At 54.8% G+C, this 16,441-nt stretch carries 14 protein-coding genes and 1 pseudogene; 9 read left to right on the forward strand and 6 right to left on the reverse strand.

Annotated elements, in window-relative coordinates; genetic code table 11:
- Positions 1-51 precede the first annotated feature (51 nt).
- The 6 genes from LBW88_RS13570 (at position 52) to LBW88_RS13595 (ending at position 6,857) form a co-directional block, all read left to right on the forward strand.
- Positions 52-1,446, forward strand: coding sequence for an LLM class flavin-dependent oxidoreductase (locus LBW88_RS13570; RefSeq protein ID WP_224932797.1), 1,395 nt, complete (start codon positions 52-54; stop codon positions 1,444-1,446).
- The gene (locus LBW88_RS13575; protein WP_224932798.1) at positions 1,443-2,462 is read left to right on the forward strand and encodes a methionine ABC transporter ATP-binding protein; all 1,020 of its coding nucleotides are present in this window, start codon (positions 1,443-1,445) and stop codon (positions 2,460-2,462) included. Before LBW88_RS13570 ends, LBW88_RS13575 begins: the two co-directional genes overlap by 4 nt.
- Positions 2,459-3,157, forward strand: coding sequence for a methionine ABC transporter permease (locus tag LBW88_RS13580; protein ID WP_224932799.1), 699 nt, complete (start codon positions 2,459-2,461; stop codon positions 3,155-3,157). The genes LBW88_RS13575 and LBW88_RS13580 overlap by 4 nt, the downstream gene beginning before the upstream one ends.
- The gene (locus LBW88_RS13585; protein ID WP_224932800.1) at positions 3,154-4,029 is read left to right on the forward strand and encodes a MetQ/NlpA family ABC transporter substrate-binding protein; all 876 of its coding nucleotides are present in this window, start codon (positions 3,154-3,156) and stop codon (positions 4,027-4,029) included. The genes LBW88_RS13580 and LBW88_RS13585 overlap by 4 nt, the downstream gene beginning before the upstream one ends.
- A gap of 177 nt (positions 4,030-4,206) precedes the next feature.
- Positions 4,207-5,646: an MFS transporter gene (locus tag LBW88_RS13590; protein WP_224932801.1), complete on the forward strand. Its 1,440-nt coding sequence runs from the start codon at positions 4,207-4,209 to the stop codon at positions 5,644-5,646.
- The gene (locus LBW88_RS13595) at positions 5,643-6,857 is read left to right on the forward strand and encodes an acyl-CoA dehydrogenase family protein (protein ID WP_224932802.1); all 1,215 of its coding nucleotides are present in this window, start codon (positions 5,643-5,645) and stop codon (positions 6,855-6,857) included. The genes LBW88_RS13590 and LBW88_RS13595 overlap by 4 nt, the downstream gene beginning before the upstream one ends.
- A 39-nt stretch (positions 6,858-6,896) precedes the next feature.
- Here the strand turns inward: LBW88_RS13595 and LBW88_RS13600 are convergent, their stop codons facing one another.
- Entirely contained in the window at positions 6,897-7,751 is an 855-nt protein-coding gene (locus tag LBW88_RS13600) for a LysR family transcriptional regulator (RefSeq protein WP_224932803.1), read from the reverse strand.
- 108 nt (positions 7,752-7,859) lie between these two features.
- Between LBW88_RS13600 and LBW88_RS13605 the strand changes: the two genes are divergently transcribed.
- Positions 7,860-8,819, forward strand: coding sequence for a quinone oxidoreductase family protein (locus LBW88_RS13605; RefSeq protein WP_224932804.1), 960 nt, complete (start codon positions 7,860-7,862; stop codon positions 8,817-8,819).
- Positions 8,820-8,862: 43 nt separating this feature from the next.
- Here the strand turns inward: LBW88_RS13605 and LBW88_RS13610 are convergent, their stop codons facing one another.
- Complete coding sequence (locus LBW88_RS13610; RefSeq protein WP_224932805.1) at positions 8,863-9,810, reverse strand: sulfonate ABC transporter substrate-binding protein; 948 nt, start codon at positions 9,808-9,810, stop codon at positions 8,863-8,865.
- Positions 9,811-10,062: 252 nt separating this feature from the next.
- Between LBW88_RS13610 and LBW88_RS13615 the strand changes: the two genes are divergently transcribed.
- Positions 10,063-12,117: an FUSC family protein gene (locus tag LBW88_RS13615; RefSeq protein WP_224932806.1), complete on the forward strand. Its 2,055-nt coding sequence runs from the start codon at positions 10,063-10,065 to the stop codon at positions 12,115-12,117.
- Positions 12,118-12,210: 93 nt separating this feature from the next.
- Positions 12,211-12,909, forward strand: a complete 699-nt coding sequence (locus LBW88_RS13620; RefSeq protein ID WP_224932807.1) for an aspartate/glutamate racemase family protein — start codon at positions 12,211-12,213, stop codon at positions 12,907-12,909.
- Positions 12,910-13,027: 118 nt separating this feature from the next.
- On the opposite strand, the pseudogene LBW88_RS13625 reads toward LBW88_RS13620, so the two are convergent.
- The 4 genes and pseudogenes from LBW88_RS13625 to LBW88_RS13645 all read right to left on the reverse strand — a co-directional run bounded on the left by LBW88_RS13625 (position 13,028) and on the right by LBW88_RS13645 (position 16,423).
- A pseudogene (locus LBW88_RS13625) lies at positions 13,028-14,299 on the reverse strand (alanine racemase).
- Between the two features lie 11 nt (positions 14,300-14,310).
- Positions 14,311-15,048 carry an amino acid ABC transporter ATP-binding protein gene (locus LBW88_RS13635; RefSeq protein WP_224932810.1) on the reverse strand — a complete coding sequence of 246 codons (738 nt, stop codon included), beginning with the start codon at positions 15,046-15,048 and terminating at the stop codon, positions 14,311-14,313.
- Entirely contained in the window at positions 15,045-15,689 is a 645-nt protein-coding gene (locus LBW88_RS13640; protein WP_224932811.1) for an amino acid ABC transporter permease, read from the reverse strand. The genes LBW88_RS13635 and LBW88_RS13640 overlap by 4 nt, the downstream gene beginning before the upstream one ends.
- On the reverse strand, positions 15,686-16,423 hold the full coding sequence (locus LBW88_RS13645; RefSeq protein ID WP_224932812.1) for an amino acid ABC transporter permease: 738 nt from the start codon (positions 16,421-16,423) through the stop codon (positions 15,686-15,688). Before LBW88_RS13645 ends, LBW88_RS13640 begins: the two co-directional genes overlap by 4 nt.
- Positions 16,424-16,441: the final 18 nt, after the last annotated feature.

The following is a 16,441-nucleotide window of genomic DNA, read 5'->3' on the forward strand; positions in this document are numbered from 1 at the left end:
CTAACGAACGCCGGGTCGTCGCACGATCACGGCCTCGCTATGGAGATTGCTATGCCATCGCAACGTGAAATTCGCCTGAATGCTTTTGATATGAACTGTGTCGGACACCAGTCACCGGGTTTGTGGGCGCATCCGCGCGACCGCTCCTGGCAATACAAAGATCTGGAGTACTGGGTCGATTTAGCGCGCCTGCTGGAGCGTGGCAAATTTGACGGCTTGTTTATCGCCGATGTGCTGGGTATTTACGATGTGCTTGACGGGAACGGTGATGCCGCGATTCGGCAGGCGACGCAGGTGCCGGTCAACGACCCGCTGGCGTTAATCACCCCAATGGCGCTGGTGACGGAGCATCTGGGTTTTGGCCTCACCGCATCGCTGTCGTTTGAACATCCTTATCCCTTCGCGCGCCGTTTATCGACGCTCGACCACCTCACAAAAGGGCGCATCGGCTGGAATATTGTGACTTCGTATCTGGAGAGCGGGGCGCGCAATATTGGCCATCATGCGCAGAGCGATCACGACAGCCGCTACGACTACGCTGATGAATATTTGCAGGTGGTGTACAAGCTTTTAGAAGGCAGTTGGGAACAGGATGCTGTATTACGCGATCGTGAACGGCGTATCTTCAGCGATCCCCGCAAAATTCACCCCATCAATCATCAGGGCACCTTCTTCAACGTACCGGGCATTCACCTGTGTGAGCCGTCACCACAGCGCACGCCGGTGTTGTATCAGGCGGGTGCATCGAGTCGTGGCAAACAGTTTGCCGCTGAGCACGCGGAATGCGTGTTTGTTGCCGCGCCGTCGAAAGTGCTGCTGAAGAAAACCGTAGCGGATATTCGTCGCCGAGCAGAAGAAGCAGGGCGCGATCCACGCAGCATCCTGATCTTCAATCTGCAAACGGTAATTGTCGGGGAGACCGATGCCGTCGCGCAGGCGAAGTGGAAAGAATACCAAAGCTATGTCAGCTACGAGGGTGCACTGGCGCTGGTATCTGGCTGGACGGGTATCGACTTCGGTCAATATCAGCCAGATCAGGTGCTGAAGTACCTGCACACCAACGCCATCCAATCAGCCGTCGAAACCTTCTCCACCGCCGATCCCAATCGTCAGTGGACGGTGAAAGCGCTGGCGGATTGGGTGGGTATTGGTGGTTTTGGCCCGCTGATTGTCGGCAGTGCAGCAACCGTGGCCGACGAACTGCAAAGCTGGGTGGAAGACACTGACGTTGATGGTTTCAACCTCGCCTACGCATTAACGCATGAAACCTTTGAAGACGTGGTTGAACTGCTGATCCCTGAACTGCAAAAGCGCGGCGTTTACAAAAAGGAGTATGCGGAAGGGACGCTGCGCGAGAAGTTGTTTAACGCCGGGCCACAGTTGACCGCACCGCATCCAGGCGTGGGCTATCGAGTGAAAAGCGCGGCGCAGCAGGAGGTCATATGATCGAAATTGACCAACTGAGCAAGCATTACCGCACCGCTGACGGGCGCGTCACCGAGGTGCTGAAAGCCATCAACTTGCAGGTACCGCAGGCCAATATCACCGCCGTTGTTGGGCCCAGCGGCGCGGGAAAATCCACGCTGGCGAAGTGCATCAGTCTACTGGAGCAGCCCAGTGCGGGCAGCATTCGCGTCAATGGCAGCGATCTCTCGCGGTTGAATGGCGAAGCACTGCGTCGCGCGCGCCGTTCGATTGGTACCGTTTTTCAATCCTCAGCCTTACTGCAGCGAAAAAGCGCCTGGGAAAACATCGCGCTGCCTTTGCGTTACCTCGGTGTGGTCGAGCGGGATATTTCTGCGCGTGTCGGTGAGTTGCTGGAGAGTGTTGGACTGAGCCATAAAGCCAAAGCCTATCCCGACCAGCTTTCGGGGGGACAGCGTCAACGTATTGGCATCGCGCGTGCGCTGGCGTTGCACCCTACCGTGCTGTTAGCCGACGAAGCGACTTCTGGCCTCGATCCTGAAGCCACGGTGGCTGTGCTGGATTTGCTAAAGAAACTGCGTGACGACTATAAGCTGGCGATTGTGCTGATCACCCACGAGATGGATGCCGTGCGTCAGGCGGCGGATGCCGTAGCCGAAATTCGCGATGGGCAGATTGTGCAGTATGGCGTGGTGAAGCATTTACTGGCACAGCCCGATTCGTCACTGGGGCAACGTTTGTTCCCACTGGTGGCGCAACCTGGCGTGGCGGAATTGATTCTGCAACTGAGTTATCGCACAGATGTACCGGTCATCAGCGACTGGATCTCGCGTTTGAGCGTGCAATTCAATCTGCGCATCGATCTGCTCGGTGCGCACGTTGAGCTGGTCAACGGTATCCAGGCGGGTCGCTTGCAGGTGGGCATTCACTTCCAGCAAGAGCGTGTGCCACTGGCGCGATTGCTGGCGCAACTCGAACAGTTTGGACTGGTTGCCAGCGTCTCGGGCAGTGTACATCAGCTGCGGGAGGCGGTATGAGCGTTTCCGTGATAAGTCAGGACACGCCGTGGCTGGAGATTCCGGCATTGATGTTACCTGCGATAGGTGAGACCGCGCTGATGGTCGGCATCGTGATGCTGTTCGTGGTGAGCTTCGGCGGTATCGTTGGCGTGGTGTTGTTTAACACCTCAGCACGAGGACTGTTTCCTCATCGCGGCGTGCACCGGGTGCTGAGTTGGATTGTGAATATGGGGCGCTCGTTGCCGTTTCTGGTGTTGATGTCCGCAATCATCCCGTTCACCTTCTGGCTGACCGGCACCACCATCGGCATTCCTGCGGCGGTAGTCCCGATGATTGCAGCGGGGATACCATTCTTTGGCCGTCTGGTGGATAACGCGCTGCGAGAACTGCCAGGTGAAGTGACCGCGGTGGGTTTGGTGTGCGGTGGTTCGCGCTGGCAGATCATCCGTTCGGCGCAGCTCAGTGAAGCCTTACCCGCTGTTGTTGCCGCCATCACCCTCAACCTGATTTCCATGATCGAGTACTCCGCCATCGCAGGCACCATCGGCGCGGGCGGTATCGGCTATTTAGCCGTGGTGTACGGCTACCAGCGCTTCGACAACCACATCATGATCGCCACCATCGTGGTGCTGATCGCTTTGATACAAACCATTCAATTTATCGGCGACCGTTTAGTCGCGGTTCTTCGCCATCCTCAGGGGATATCACGATGACAACACAAGAATTTGAGTTACGTAAAACGCGGCGCTGGCCTTGGCTACTGCTGATTATAGTGGTCATTGCGTTGGCCGCTGCCGCCTGGTTCTGGCGCAGTCAGCAGCCGCAGGCGGTCGTCTTTGGCACCACGCTGCAGGTTCACTTTGAACCGGCGATGGCGGGAGAACAGAAATTGATTGAGTATGTGGGTGAGCACGTCGCGCCCGATTATGGCCTGAAGCTGGAAGCGGTGGGCGTACAGGATCCGGTGCAGGCGGATCGCGCCGTGGCACAAGGGCAATATGCGGCAACCGTCTATCAGCACCAGTGGTGGTTAAAGCAGGTGGTGGATGCCAACGGTTTCCAGCTCACCTCCGCCTTACCGCTGTTCCAGTGGGCATTTGGCGTCTACTCCGATCGCTATAAATCCATAGCCGACCTGCCGCAGGGGGCCACCATTGTGGTGCCGGATGACGGCGCGAACCAGGGACAAGCCTTGTGGCTGCTGGCGCGTCAGGGGTTGATCACGCTCGATCCTAACGTTGAACCGCGTACCGCCAAATTAAAAAACATTGTCGGTAATCCGCATGGCTTCGTCTTTAAAGAACTCGATTTGCTGACCATGCCACGTGCGTTGAATTCGGTGGATGCGGCGATTGGTTATGTTTCGCAATTTGATGCCGGAAAAGTCACGCGTGATAAGGGCATTCTGTTCCCTCCGGCACCGCGTACTTTTGCCTCGCAACTGGTGATTGGTACGCCCTATCTGGAGCAGGAGAACATTGTGAAACTAAAGCAGGCGTTTTCCGATCCTCGCGTCCAGCAGTGGCTGAAAACGACGGATGATCCGTTAGTTAAAGGCGTATTAGTGCCGGTCTCTGCAGACTAACTTCCTACTGTTTACCCCTCACCCGGTCTCGCGATGCGCGTCCGGGTTTTTGTGTTTAAAAAATATTTTATATTATTGATTTATAACAATTAAATATCACTATTTGTTGCTTTGGACCTGAAGGCTAAGCGCTTATAACAACCTCACCTGCACAACTAAAAAACAACGTGAGGCGTTATGAGTTCCGTTCCTTTAGAAAACACCTTACCGGCATCTGAGCCGGTACGTTCGGTCAGTGATGTGGCAAGGCTGATCAACACTCGCAGTGACAAAAACAATTATGCGCGCATGATTGTGTTCCTCGCGCTCGGCGGCGTCTTCCTCGATGCCTACGATCTCACCACGCTCTCCTACGGGATTGACGATGTGGTACGCGAATTCCAGCTTTCCCCACTTATAACCGGACTGGTGACCTCGTCAATTATGGTCGGCACCATCGTCGGTAACCTGGTAGGTGGCTGGTTGACTGACAAATATGGCCGTTACTCCGTCTTTATGGCCGATATGCTGTTCTTCGTGGTCTCCGCCATCGCAGCAGGATTAGCCCCTAATGTCTGGGTGCTGATTGGCGCACGTTTCCTGATGGGGATTGGCGTGGGGATCGATTTGCCGGTGGCGATGTCCTATCTGGCAGAGTTCTCGAAATTTGCTGGCAAAGGCAATAAAGCCGCGCGTCTCGCCGCCTGGTGCCCGATGTGGTACGCCGCCTCAACGGTGTGCTTCCTGCTGATCTTTGCTCTCTACTTCCTGTTACCGAAGGATCATCTCGATTGGTTGTGGCGCGCATCCCTGCTGTTTGGGGCAGTACCTGCGTTATTGATCATCGCGGTACGCAGCAAGTTCATGAACGAATCACCGTTGTGGGCAGCCAATCAGGGCGATCTTAAATCTGCGGTGCGCATTCTGCGTGACTCTTACGGCATCCATGCTCATGAGGCAGAACCGGAAGCGCTACCCGCGGAAGCGGCACCCAAAGTGAGTTTCCGCGTGCTGTTCCAAAAACCCTGGCGTGAGCGCACCATCGTGGCCGGCGTGATGAACATCTGTATCTCATTTGAATACACCGCAATCGCCTTCTTCCTGCCTTCGATCCTTGCGCAGTTCCTCGGCGCGGGCGTATTTGAAACTATCTCTGCGTCGCTGGGCCTGAATGCGCTGTTTGCTTTCACCGGCGGTTTGCTGGGTATGCGTCTGGCCTGGAAATATCCATCACGCCATGTGGCGATTGCCGGATTTGCATTGCAGTTCTTCGCGCTGATTGCATTGGCACTGATTGGGCACCCAGAAGCCATTGCGGGGATTGTGTTTGCGGTGCTGATGCTCGGCTTGTGGCTGTTTGCCGAAGGCTTTGGTCCGGGCGCGCAGCTGATGGTCTATCCGGCGCTCTCCTATCCGACTTCCATCCGCGCAACTGGTGTGGGCTTCAGCCGTGCGCTGTCAGGCATTGGTAGCGCGCTGGCGCTGTTTATTCTGCCGATTCTGCAAGCGGCGCTGGGCACCAACATGTTCTGGGTGGTGTCGCTTGCCGCCATCATCCCGATCTTCTTCCTGCTCGCGGTCCGCCACGAACCGACGCGCCACGACATCGACGATCTTTCTCATCAGGAGCAACCATGAGCTTACTTTCAACAGGAACCGACTACTCGAAACTGGCAGCGCATTTCCGTCCATTGTTCGACCGTATCGCTGAAGGTGCAGTGGAACGCGAACGCCACCGCACATTGCCGCATGAGGCGATAACATGGTTAAAAGAAGCGGGCTTCGGCACCGTGCGCATCCCGAAAGAGCAGGGCGGATGGGGCGCATCGCTGCCGCAGCTGTTCCAGTTGCTCACTGAACTGGCTGAAGCGGATTCAAATCTGCCTCAAGCGCTACGCGCGCACTTTGCATTTGTCGAAGACCGCCTGAACCAGCCCGCAAGCGCAGAGCGCGATCGCTGGTTCCGCCGCTTTAGCGATGGCGAGCTGGTGGGCAGCGGCTGGACAGAAATTGGCACGGTGAAGCTCGGTGATGTGATTACCCGCGTCACGCCAGCCGCAAATGGCTGGACGCTCAGCGGCGAGAAGTTTTACAGCACCGGAACACTGTTCGCAGACTGGATAGATGTGTATGCCCGCCGCAACGACAATCAGGGCGATGTCATCGCTCTGGTAAGCACTCACCAACCGGGTGTAACGCGTGATGACGATTGGGATGGTTTCGGCCAACGCTTGACCGGCAGCGGCACCACGCGCTTTGACCATGCCCACGTCGAACAGGAACACGTATTCGATTTCGCTACGCGCTTCCGCTATCAAACCGCGTTCTATCAACATGTGCTGCTGGCGACATTGGCCGGGATTGGGCGTGCCGTGGCACGCGATGGCGCTCAGGCGGTGGCGGCACGTAACCGAATCTACAGCCACAGCAATGGCGCAACTTCTCGCGAGGATGTGCAGGTACTCCAGGTGATCGGCGAAATCACCAGTCTGGCGTTTGCGGTGGAAGCTACAGTGATCCGCGCCGCACATTCACTGCAATCAGCGTATGAAACTCATTTAAGCAACGACGAAGCGCAACTTTTGGCAGTGAATGCGCTGGCCGAAGCTGAAGCGGGTCAGGCACAGGTGATCGCCAGTGAACTGGTGCCGCGTGCCGCCACCGAGTTGTTTAATGCGCTGGGCGCATCGGATACGCGCATCAGTAAAGCGCTGGATCGCCACTGGCGTAATGCGCGTACGGTGTCGTCACACAATCCTGTGATTTATAAAGCGCGCGATATTGGTAACTGGAAAGTTAACGGCACGCCGCCGACCGGGATTTGGCAGATTGGGCGCGGGGAAGGCTGATATTTTGCCTGAAGTGGGCTGCAGTTCTGCCGCCCACTTTCAATACAAGGTATTCAAACTTTCCCGAATCACTTTCAGAGCGGTGGTCACATTGACACTCGGGCGTCGTGTAACGAACAGCCCATAAGCCACTTTCACCGGGCCATGGTCGAAATGGACCAAACGCATGGTGTCAGGGCGGATAAGCTCAGCCGGCAGCATCGCAACACCAAGCCCGCCCTCTACGGCGGGTATAATCGCGCCAAGATTCGAACTGGTTACCGCAATTCTAAACTCCTTGCCTGCCTCAACCAGCGCATCAAACATTAATCGTCGCCATGAACAAGGTTCAGCACACACAATGGCATCCACTGTCTGCGTGCTATCCCAGGGGTAATCGATACCGCAGACCCAGTGCAGATCAATTTCCCATCGGGTCAACGGGTCTTCGCTAAAGCCAGCGGTGAGGCCCATCACCATATCAAACGCATTCTCCTGCCAGCGTTTGGCCAGAATATGATCGCTCTCGATCGAAAGCTCAATATGCAAGTCTGGACATAAGCGTCTTAGCCGTCCGAGAGCGAACGGCAACAGACTGGACGCCACATCTTCGGACATGCCGATGCGAATTGTTCCGACGGGTGTGCTTTCACTCAGTTGCGCTACCGCCATCTCACCCAACGCGAGAATTCGCACCGCAAAACTGAGCAGCACTTCTCCCTCTTTGGTCGGCACCACGCCTCGCCCGGTTCGGCGCAGCAAACGTTGGCCCGTATGTTCTTCCAGCCGGCGGATCTGGGCACTGAGAGCGGATTGCGCGCGTCCTGCTTGCTCGGCAGCGCGTGTCAGGCTGCGGTGATGACAGACTGCAACGAAAGTACGAAGTAGTGCGGGTTCAAAATTGTCCGATATCATGATGGGATTATGTCTGATACATGTGAATGCAGCCTACCAACATATCATCGGCTTCGCTACGCTTTAAGGACCAATCATTATTCGTATTCAGAAATGTGGAGAGCAGAGATGAAAGCAGTAACTTACCCCCAACCCGGTGGTCCAGAAGTTTTACAGCTGGTGGATGTCGCTGAACCTTCGATTGCGCAGGATGAGCTGCTGGTGGCGGTAGAAGCCATTAGTGTTGAAGGTGGCGATATCATTTCGCGCAACAGTCAGCACTTACAAGCGGGTGAGTCTTTAGGCTATGCGGCGGCGGGAACCATTGTTGATATCGGTTCAAACGTGACGGAATTCAGGATTGGTCAGAAAGTGGCAACGTTCAACTGGCGAGGAGCCTATGCGGAACGCCGCGCTGTCGCAGCATATAACTGCTTTCCTGTTCCAGAAGGCCTGGATCTGCGCATTGCTGCTGCCATTCCGGTTGGGCCAGGCACCGCGGCATGGGCGTTTCATTTAGGTAAACTGCAGCCTGGCCAAACCGTACTGATTCTCGGCGCGGCGGGTGGTGTGGGCATGGCAGCGGTCCAACTGGCCTCCCGAATGGGTGTCCGGGTAATTGGAACCGGTACGCGTCCAGAATCACTGGAGAAGTTACGTGAGTTTGGCCTCAATGACGCCATTGTGGTGGGTGACAAACAGGCTGGCGAGCAGGTGCGGGAATTACTGGGCGGCAATAAAGTGGATTTGCTGATCGATACCATCGGCGGTGCTGCATTGTCAGACGGTATTGAAGTATTAAAAGACGGAGGGACGGCGATTTTGATTGGTATCCTCGCCGGACGTAATCAGATGGTTGATGCGGAATATCTGCTGCTGCACCGTATCACGCTGATCGGGTGTCTACTGGGCCCGGAATGGGGTGAGAAAGCCATTGCCCGTGAGTTAGTTAACGAGCTGATGTCCATGGCAGCGAAAGGGGAGTTGACCATTCCCATCGATAGCACTTATCCGCTGGAGCAAGTGGTAGCTGCTCATCAACGAGCAGAAACCCGTGGGCGTTTGGGTAGAGTGTTTATTACGGTTTAACAGTAAGCGGCCGTTGGGCCGCTCACTACCTAATGGGTACCGATCACTTCTTATCCAGCGACCAGGTCGCACTGCGCACATCCACTTTCACCGGCAGCAATCCAACGCGGGTAAAGGTATCGGCTAACGCCTGCTGTTCATCAAACACCTGTGGCGTCATGCGCGTGGCACCATACGGCAGGCGTTTCAACGTCGTCTGCCAAATCGCCTTATCTAATCCGGTCGATTTGGACAGAATCGCGGCAGCCTCATCCTGATTGGCGTTCGCCCAGTCACTCAATTTGCTCAATTCATCCACCACCTGTTTCGCGGTGTCAGGATGGCCTTCAGCAAACGGACGGCTGGCGAGATAAAAGGTGTAATGCGGCACCAAACCTTCCGCATTGCGGATTTCACGCGCATCGGCATTCGCTTCTACTTCGGCAAGGAACGGATCCCAAATCACCCACGCATCAATCGCGCCTTTCTGGAAGGCGGCGCGCGCATCAGCCGGCGGCAGGTAAACCGGCTTCACGTCCTTATAATTCAGACCGGCATCTTCCAGCGCTTTCACCAACAGATAATTAACGTCCGATCCTTTATTCAGTCCAACGCGCTTACCTTTCAAATCCGCCACACTTTTAATCGGCGAATCTTTTGGCACCACAATCGCTTCAGTTTTGGGGTTAGCAGGGGAGTGACCAAGATAGATCAAATCCGCTTTGGCAGCCTGCGCGAAAGCGGGTGGGGCATCGCCGGTCGCGGCTAAATCGATGCTGCCTACGTTCAAGCCTTCCAGCATTTGCGGCCCGGCCGGGAATTCCACCCAACGGATGTTGATCCCTTCCTTCTTGAAGGTTTCATCCAGCGTGCCGCGATATTTCAACAGCGCAAAAATATTGGCTTTTTGATAGCCAATGGTCACGGTTTCTGGGTTAGCAGCAAAAGCGTGCGCAGACAGCAGGCCAAAGCTAAGCGCCAACGCGCTCAGAACAGGAATTTTTGTTTGCATGATGAGTCTCTCGTGGATTTTTTCTCACCATAGCAAAGCGCTTATATAACCAATAAATAACTAATTTCGATCGCTTATAACCTAATTTTTTGTGATCAAGATCATTCACTGTAATCAGCATGTCATCTCAATTTGCATAGATGCCCAGATAATTAGCACGGTAATAATTTGTATAACAAATCAAAATGTCATATCGATATGCTTCTGTCAGGATAGGCACTTACGTTGCCTGCTATGGGTTTCTTTCGCTCTATGAAGTGGTTTTCACAAAGCGCAGTGCTGTTTTCTGCCAAAACTTGTCTTGCCGCCTTTCTGGCTTTTTACATTGCTCTGGAACTCAATCTCGATAAACCGGCGTGGTCACTGACTACAGTGTACGTTGCCTCCCAACTCTATTCGGGTTCGACCGTATCGAAATCGGTGTTTCGCTTCTTTGGCACCGTGTTGGGCGGGTTGTTTACGCTGTTGATCTACCCGATCACCGTTGAGTCACCGATGCTGTTTAGTCTGTGTATCTCTTTATGGGTGGCGGTGTGTCTCTACCTGTCGCTGCATGACCGTACGCCGAAAAGCTATGTGTTTATGCTCGCCGGTTACAGTGCGGCAATCATGGGCTTTCCCGACGTCACGTCACCCTCAGCCATCACCTACACGGTGATTTCGCGTATTGAAGAGATCACGGTGGCGATCATCTGTAGCAGCCTGGTGCACCGATTGATCATGCCGGTGTCGATGCGCAGTTTGTTGGAGCAAAGCGTCAGCCAGTGGTATCAAAATGCGCGCAAGCTGTGTAGCGAGTTAGTTACCGCTATGCCGGCTGAAAAATCAGTGGAGCGTGAAGATATTTTGATTCAGATGGCTAACTATCCGCTCAGCGTTGAGACGCTTATTACGCACTGCGTCTATGAAGGCGATGCGGCCCGGCGTCTGGTGCGATTGGTTAGCGTGCAGTATCAACATCTTTCTTACCTGATTCCGACGTTAACGGCGATTGAGTCGCGGCTTAATTTACTGGCGCAGCAGGAAATCCGTTTTCCGGACTATGTTGCAGAGGCGTTCCAGCAGTTTTTGTTATGGCTGAACGGCGATGACCAGGTTCAGGTGCACGATGTCCTCAGCGTTACACAGGCGCAGTTGAAGCAGGCCTGGCAGGAAGGGCGACTCAACAGTGAAGAGAGTATCTTGCTGATTGGATTGCTGGAGCGTTTACTCAACTTCGTGCGCATCGCCAATGCTTATCACAGTGTCAGTGAGCGCGTCAGTGAGTGGACACCCACCGTTAAGCCGGGCAAAACCGTGCGTGCGCATAAGCACGTCGATAAAGGTTTATTGCTGCTCTCCTGCTTCACCGCGTTTTTTGCTACCTTCGCCACCTGCTTGTTCTGGATAGGCAGCGGCTGGAAGGATGGCTCGACTGCGCCGATGATGGCGGCGGTACTCTGCTCATTCTTTGCCGGGTTGGATAGCCCCATCGCGCCAATGAAGTTGTTCCTCAAGGGCGTATTGATCTCGATGGCGATCAGTTTGCTTTACGTCACGGTGCTGATACCGCAGGCGGTGACTTTCGAGGCGATGATCATCTGCCTCGCACCCGGATTATTTGCGCTGGGTCTGGTGATTGCTAACCCGGCGACCAATCTGATTGGCCTGATCGTCGCCACGCAGATTCCGGGGCTGATTGGCATGAGTCACCATTTCAAACCAGATCTTCTGCTTATAGTGAACGCCATGCTTTCGACGCTGGTGGGCATTGTCATCGCTTTGGTGCTGACGTTGCTGATCCGCAACAAACGTCCATCGTGGACGGCGAAACGCGCGGTGCGCAAAGGGATCCGCGATCTGCTGCAGTTTATCGCAACGCTACGGCTCAACACGGTGACGATGACGGCGCGTCAGCAATTTGTGGCGCGCACGCTGGATAAGGTCAACATCATCCTGCCACGCAAACGCGTCGATCCGTCACCCGATCTGGTTTCCGGCGGCAATTTGATTGCCGAGGCCTGGCTTGGCGCCAACTGTTACGACTATTACACGCGGCACAAAGCGTTGCTGACTGCGAATGGCATTGAGAGCGCAGCCATGTTTCATGAGCTGAGCGTATTCCTGAAGCAGAGACTCAAATCCCTGCAGACTCAACCACATCCTGCATTGCTGCATGAGCTAAATCGGTTGTTATTAAGGTTAGAGGCGCGAACGCAGCAGGAGCAGGCATTGTTTGCACCGATGTTCCACTTGTTCAATATCCGCTTATCGCTGTTTCCCTCAGCGCGCTGGCCGGAAAACGCGACACTGGAGTCTGGCCTGTAAGTGTGCAGTGAAGTGGGTATTCGCGTTGGGTGCATGCGCTGCAAGGCCAAATCCCGTACAGTGCTGAACAGGCTTGAAAAAGGATAATCGCAAATGAAAATGATCGGTTTGATTGGTGGAATGAGCTGGGAATCGACGGCGCTTTACTACCGCATCATTAATGAGCAGGTGAAGCAGCAACTCGGCGGACTGCACTCGGCGCGCAGCCTGATGTACAGCGTCGATTTTCAGGAAATCGAGAAGCTGCAGGTGGCGGGTGAATGGCAACGAGCTGGTGAGATTCTGGCTGATGCCGCGCGCAGTCTGGAAAAGGGCGGAGCGGATTTTATCGTGCTCTGTACTAACACCATGCACAAAGTCGCCAACCAGATTACCGATGCGGTGGATATCCCGCTGTTACACATTGCGGATGCGACTGCGCAGCGCATTCAAGCTGCGGGCGTGAAGCGCGTGGGCTTGTTAGCCACCGCTTTCACCATGGAGCAGGAATTCTACAAAGGTCGTCTGGCGCAATCTGGTATTGATGTGCTGGTGCCGGATGCGCCGGGCCGTAAAGCGGTGCATGACATCATTTATCAGGAGTTATGCCTCGGCATAATTCGTGAAGCGTCACGCGCGCGTTATCGCGAGGTGATTGCTCAATTGGTGGAGCAGGGCGCTGAAGCGATCATTCTGGGCTGCACCGAAATCACCTTGCTGGTGAAGGCTGAGGATGCCAGCGTGCCACTGTTTGATACCACATTAATTCACGCGGAAGATGCGGTGAAACTAGCTTTAGCGGAATGTAGCTAGCCTGCTATTTATAATTTGTGTTATTATTTGTTCATTGAAGGCACAACGTCTGACCCCACATGGTCGTACAAGGATGTGCCAGAACTGGCTGCCAATAAGTTGGCAGCCTTTTTTGTGGTCAAAATGCTGTTTCCAGTGAATCAGTGACGCAATAATCGTCATCGACCAGCGGCAGATAGCGCCATTTATCAAATGCGGTACAAGGATGTGAAATACCGCATCCTACCCAATCACCCGGTTGTAATCTTTCATCATCGGGCAATAGCAAATACGCATGCTGATCGTTCACATCGCTGATACGCAGATGCGTTGCCGCGCGCGGCTCACTGCCGTCTGCGTTGCGTATCCACAGCGGATTGGGCAAATCCTGATCGAACGGCACATCACGCCGACCAAAATCGACAAACGCCAATCCTGGCTCAGGGCGAGATAACACCCGACCCCAAATCTCCAGCGCCGCATCGAAGTGGTGGTTTGCGCCCGGTTGGGCGAACGGCGCAATGCGCGCATACAAGCCGCTGTCATGTGCCATATAGGCACCGGAGCGAATCAAAGGTGTCATTGGTAGCGGTAAATTCGCGGCGGTAAAACACTCTGTCACCACGTCAAACCATGCGCCACCGCCGGCACTGAGAATAATGTGATCGCTACTGAACAGCTGTTTCTCAGCCAGAAATGCGGCGGTGCTGATCATCATTGCGCAGTAATCCTTTACTCGCTGCACACCCGCCGCATCGCGACCGGCACCCAGCGCGCCCTCATAACCCGCCACGCCCACCAGTTCTAGTGAAGCGCTGGTTTTAATCGCTTCGGCAATCTCTAACGCTTTCTGTTGTAAACGGCAGCCGGTGCGTCCGCCGCTCACCGACATCTCCAGCAGCACAGAAATCTGTGCATCACCGAGATGCTGCTCCAGCAGTTTGACGCCTTGCAGTGAATCCACATAACAAAGGAAGCCGTGATCGGGATGCTGTTCCTGCCACTGCCCAATCCAGCGAATGCCTGCCGGATCGACCAGTTCATTGGCGAGAAACACATTGCGAATACCAAACTGACGCAGCGCGCGCACTTGCGCTGGCGTGGCGGCGCCTAAACCCCACGCACCACCTTCGCTGATAGCGCGGCGTAAAATCGCAGGCGACATTGATGTTTTACCGTGAGCCGCCAGCATGATGCCGTTCTCCTAGCAAAAAGCGTCAAGCTGGTGAAGATTGTTTTCCAGCGCAGACTGCTTCATCACCATCAAGGGTGAGAAGACCTCGTCACTGGTAAACACATTGCTGCCACGCGATAACGGCTGATCGCCCGCACCCGCCACCGATTTAAAACGTGGCGCGGGCTGTTGGGTATCCAGTAAACCGTCTGCCTGCAGTGGAAAACGAATAGACATAGTGGCTCCTGTTAGTGCTCAAGCACGCGCGATAAGAATTGCTGAGTGCGGGGATTTTGTGGATTCACAAAGATTTGCTCCGGCGAACCCTGCTCGGCGATCACGCCCTGATCCATAAACACCACCCGATCCGCCGTTTTGCGGGCAAAGCCCATTTCGTGGGTGACCACCACCATGGTCATCCCTTCACGCGCCAGGCTGCGCATCACTTCCATCACTTCACCGACCAATTCCGGGTCGAGCGCGGAAGTGGCTTCATCGAAGAACATGATTTTTGGTTCCACGGCCAGTGCACGGGCAATCGCTACGCGCTGCTGCTGACCACCAGAAAGTTGCGCCGGATAATAATGTGCACGCTCGGCCAGCCCGACACGCGTTAAGGCTGCCATGCCACGTTTGTTGGCCTCCGCTTCAGACAGCTTTTGCGCTTTGATCAACGCCAGCGTGACGTTGCCTAACGCGGTTTTATGGGGGAACAGGTTGAACTGCTGGAACACCATGCCGACGTGACCACAGATTTCACTGCTGCGTTTGCGGTCGTGCAGCGGCACTTTATTGACCCAGATTTCGCCGCCATCAGCGGTTTCTAAACCGCTCATAATGCGCAGTACGGTGCTTTTTCCTGAACCGGATGCACCAATCAACACCAGCACTTCGCCAGGTGAGACTTCCAGACTGATCTCTTTCAGCACCTGCGTCGGGCCAAACGATTTTGAAATGCGGCTCAGCGTAATAGCGGACTGGCTCATGATATTTGGCTCCTGGTTTGATGATGTTGAACCCAACGAGAAAGCGGGAAGCAGATGGCGAAATAGAGCAGGGCGACCAAACCGTAAATCACCACCGGCTGGCCGATGCGATCAACGATTGCCTGGCCCTGATGCATCAGTTCGGACATGCCAATCATGCTGACGATCGAGGTGTCTTTAATCAGCGAAAGATACTGACCGGCCAGCGGGGGCAACACGATGCCGCGGGTCTGCGGCAGTATCACGCTCATAAAGGTTTGACGTTTGGAAAGGCCGAGAATCCACGACACTTCCCATTGCCCTTTCGGCACCGCTTCAATCCCGGCACGGAACACTTCCGCGATATAAGCGCCTTGATAGATGCTCAAGCCAAGAATCCCGGCGGCAAAAAGGTTGATCTCATAACCGAAGTAAGCCACGCCGAAGTAGATAAACATCAGCGTGATCAACACCGGCGTACCGCGAAACAGTTCGGTATAAATCACAGCAATCTGTTTGGCGACCGGCAGACGGCTGGTGCGCAGCACAGCAGCCAGCAGACCGAGCAAGGTACTGCCAATAATGGCGGCGATAGACAGCAACAGCGTGATACCCAACCCTTTCAGCAGGATGGGGAAAGAGCTGATAATTAACTCGCTCATAACGCATTCTCCCGTTTCACTGGATTAGTCAGCCATTTTTTTGCCCACCACCAGGCGGACTTTTTTACCGGGGTCACCAGCGGCGGGTGGAACATATGCCGTCCTGCTATTGTGCCCAGCCAGGAGAACAGATTACTCAGCACCAGATACACCAGCGCCACCACGCTAAACGTCTGAATGTAGAGCAGGGTACGAGCGTTGATCACCGTCGCGGTGCCGGTTAGTTCTGGCAGCGCGATAGCGGAGAGCAGCGAGGTGCCAAGCAGCAGCTGAATCAGGTTATTGATAATTGCGGGCCATACGGCGCGCGCTGCCTGCGGCAATATCACGCTGAGAAAGATCTGCCGACGCGGAATGCCGAGAATATAAGCAGCTTCCAGTTGGCCTTTTGGCACCGATTGAATCCCGGCGCGAAACGTTTCTGATAAATACGCGCCCACGTTAACGCCTAATGCCAATACGCCCGCGGTAAATGCACTCATGGTGATGCCGAGAGAGGGCAGGCCAAAGAAGATGATAAAAATCTGCAGCAGCACCGGGGTGTTGCGAATGAATTCAACGTAGCAGTGGCTGATCCAGCGTAGTGGCGCGACGGGTGAAGATTTTGCCAACGCCGATAACAGCCCCAGAGCTACAGCCAGCGCGAAGGCCAATAGCGTCACCTGTAATGTCAGCCATGCGGCTTCCAGAAAGGTATCGGCATAGCGCCATAAGGTGAGCCATTGATAATTCATGGTTTGACTCCTTCAAAC

It is taken from the genome of Pantoea sp. alder81, from assembly GCF_020179835.1.
GTDB lineage: Bacteria > Pseudomonadota > Gammaproteobacteria > Enterobacterales > Enterobacteriaceae > Pantoea.

Excerpts from the sequence above, each read along its gene's own strand:
- LBW88_RS13570 (WP_224932797.1), top strand. The coding sequence starts at position 52 with ATGCCATCGCAACGTGAAATTCGCCTGAATGCTTTTGATATGAACTGT.
- LBW88_RS13575 (WP_224932798.1), top strand. The coding sequence starts at position 1,443 with ATGATCGAAATTGACCAACTGAGCAAGCATTACCGCACCGCTGACGGG.
- LBW88_RS13580 (WP_224932799.1), top strand. The coding sequence starts at position 2,459 with ATGAGCGTTTCCGTGATAAGTCAGGACACGCCGTGGCTGGAGATTCCG.
- LBW88_RS13585 (WP_224932800.1), top strand. The coding sequence starts at position 3,154 with ATGACAACACAAGAATTTGAGTTACGTAAAACGCGGCGCTGGCCTTGG.
- LBW88_RS13590 (WP_224932801.1), top strand. The coding sequence starts at position 4,207 with ATGAGTTCCGTTCCTTTAGAAAACACCTTACCGGCATCTGAGCCGGTA.
- LBW88_RS13595 (WP_224932802.1), top strand. The coding sequence starts at position 5,643 with ATGAGCTTACTTTCAACAGGAACCGACTACTCGAAACTGGCAGCGCAT.
- LBW88_RS13600 (WP_224932803.1), bottom strand. The coding sequence starts at position 7,751 with ATGATATCGGACAATTTTGAACCCGCACTACTTCGTACTTTCGTTGCA.
- LBW88_RS13605 (WP_224932804.1), top strand. The coding sequence starts at position 7,860 with ATGAAAGCAGTAACTTACCCCCAACCCGGTGGTCCAGAAGTTTTACAG.
- LBW88_RS13610 (WP_224932805.1), bottom strand. The coding sequence starts at position 9,810 with ATGCAAACAAAAATTCCTGTTCTGAGCGCGTTGGCGCTTAGCTTTGGC.
- LBW88_RS13615 (WP_224932806.1), top strand. The coding sequence starts at position 10,063 with ATGAAGTGGTTTTCACAAAGCGCAGTGCTGTTTTCTGCCAAAACTTGT.
- LBW88_RS13620 (WP_224932807.1), top strand. The coding sequence starts at position 12,211 with ATGAAAATGATCGGTTTGATTGGTGGAATGAGCTGGGAATCGACGGCG.
- LBW88_RS13635 (WP_224932810.1), bottom strand. The coding sequence starts at position 15,048 with ATGAGCCAGTCCGCTATTACGCTGAGCCGCATTTCAAAATCGTTTGGC.
- LBW88_RS13640 (WP_224932811.1), bottom strand. The coding sequence starts at position 15,689 with ATGAGCGAGTTAATTATCAGCTCTTTCCCCATCCTGCTGAAAGGGTTG.
- LBW88_RS13645 (WP_224932812.1), bottom strand. The coding sequence starts at position 16,423 with ATGAATTATCAATGGCTCACCTTATGGCGCTATGCCGATACCTTTCTG.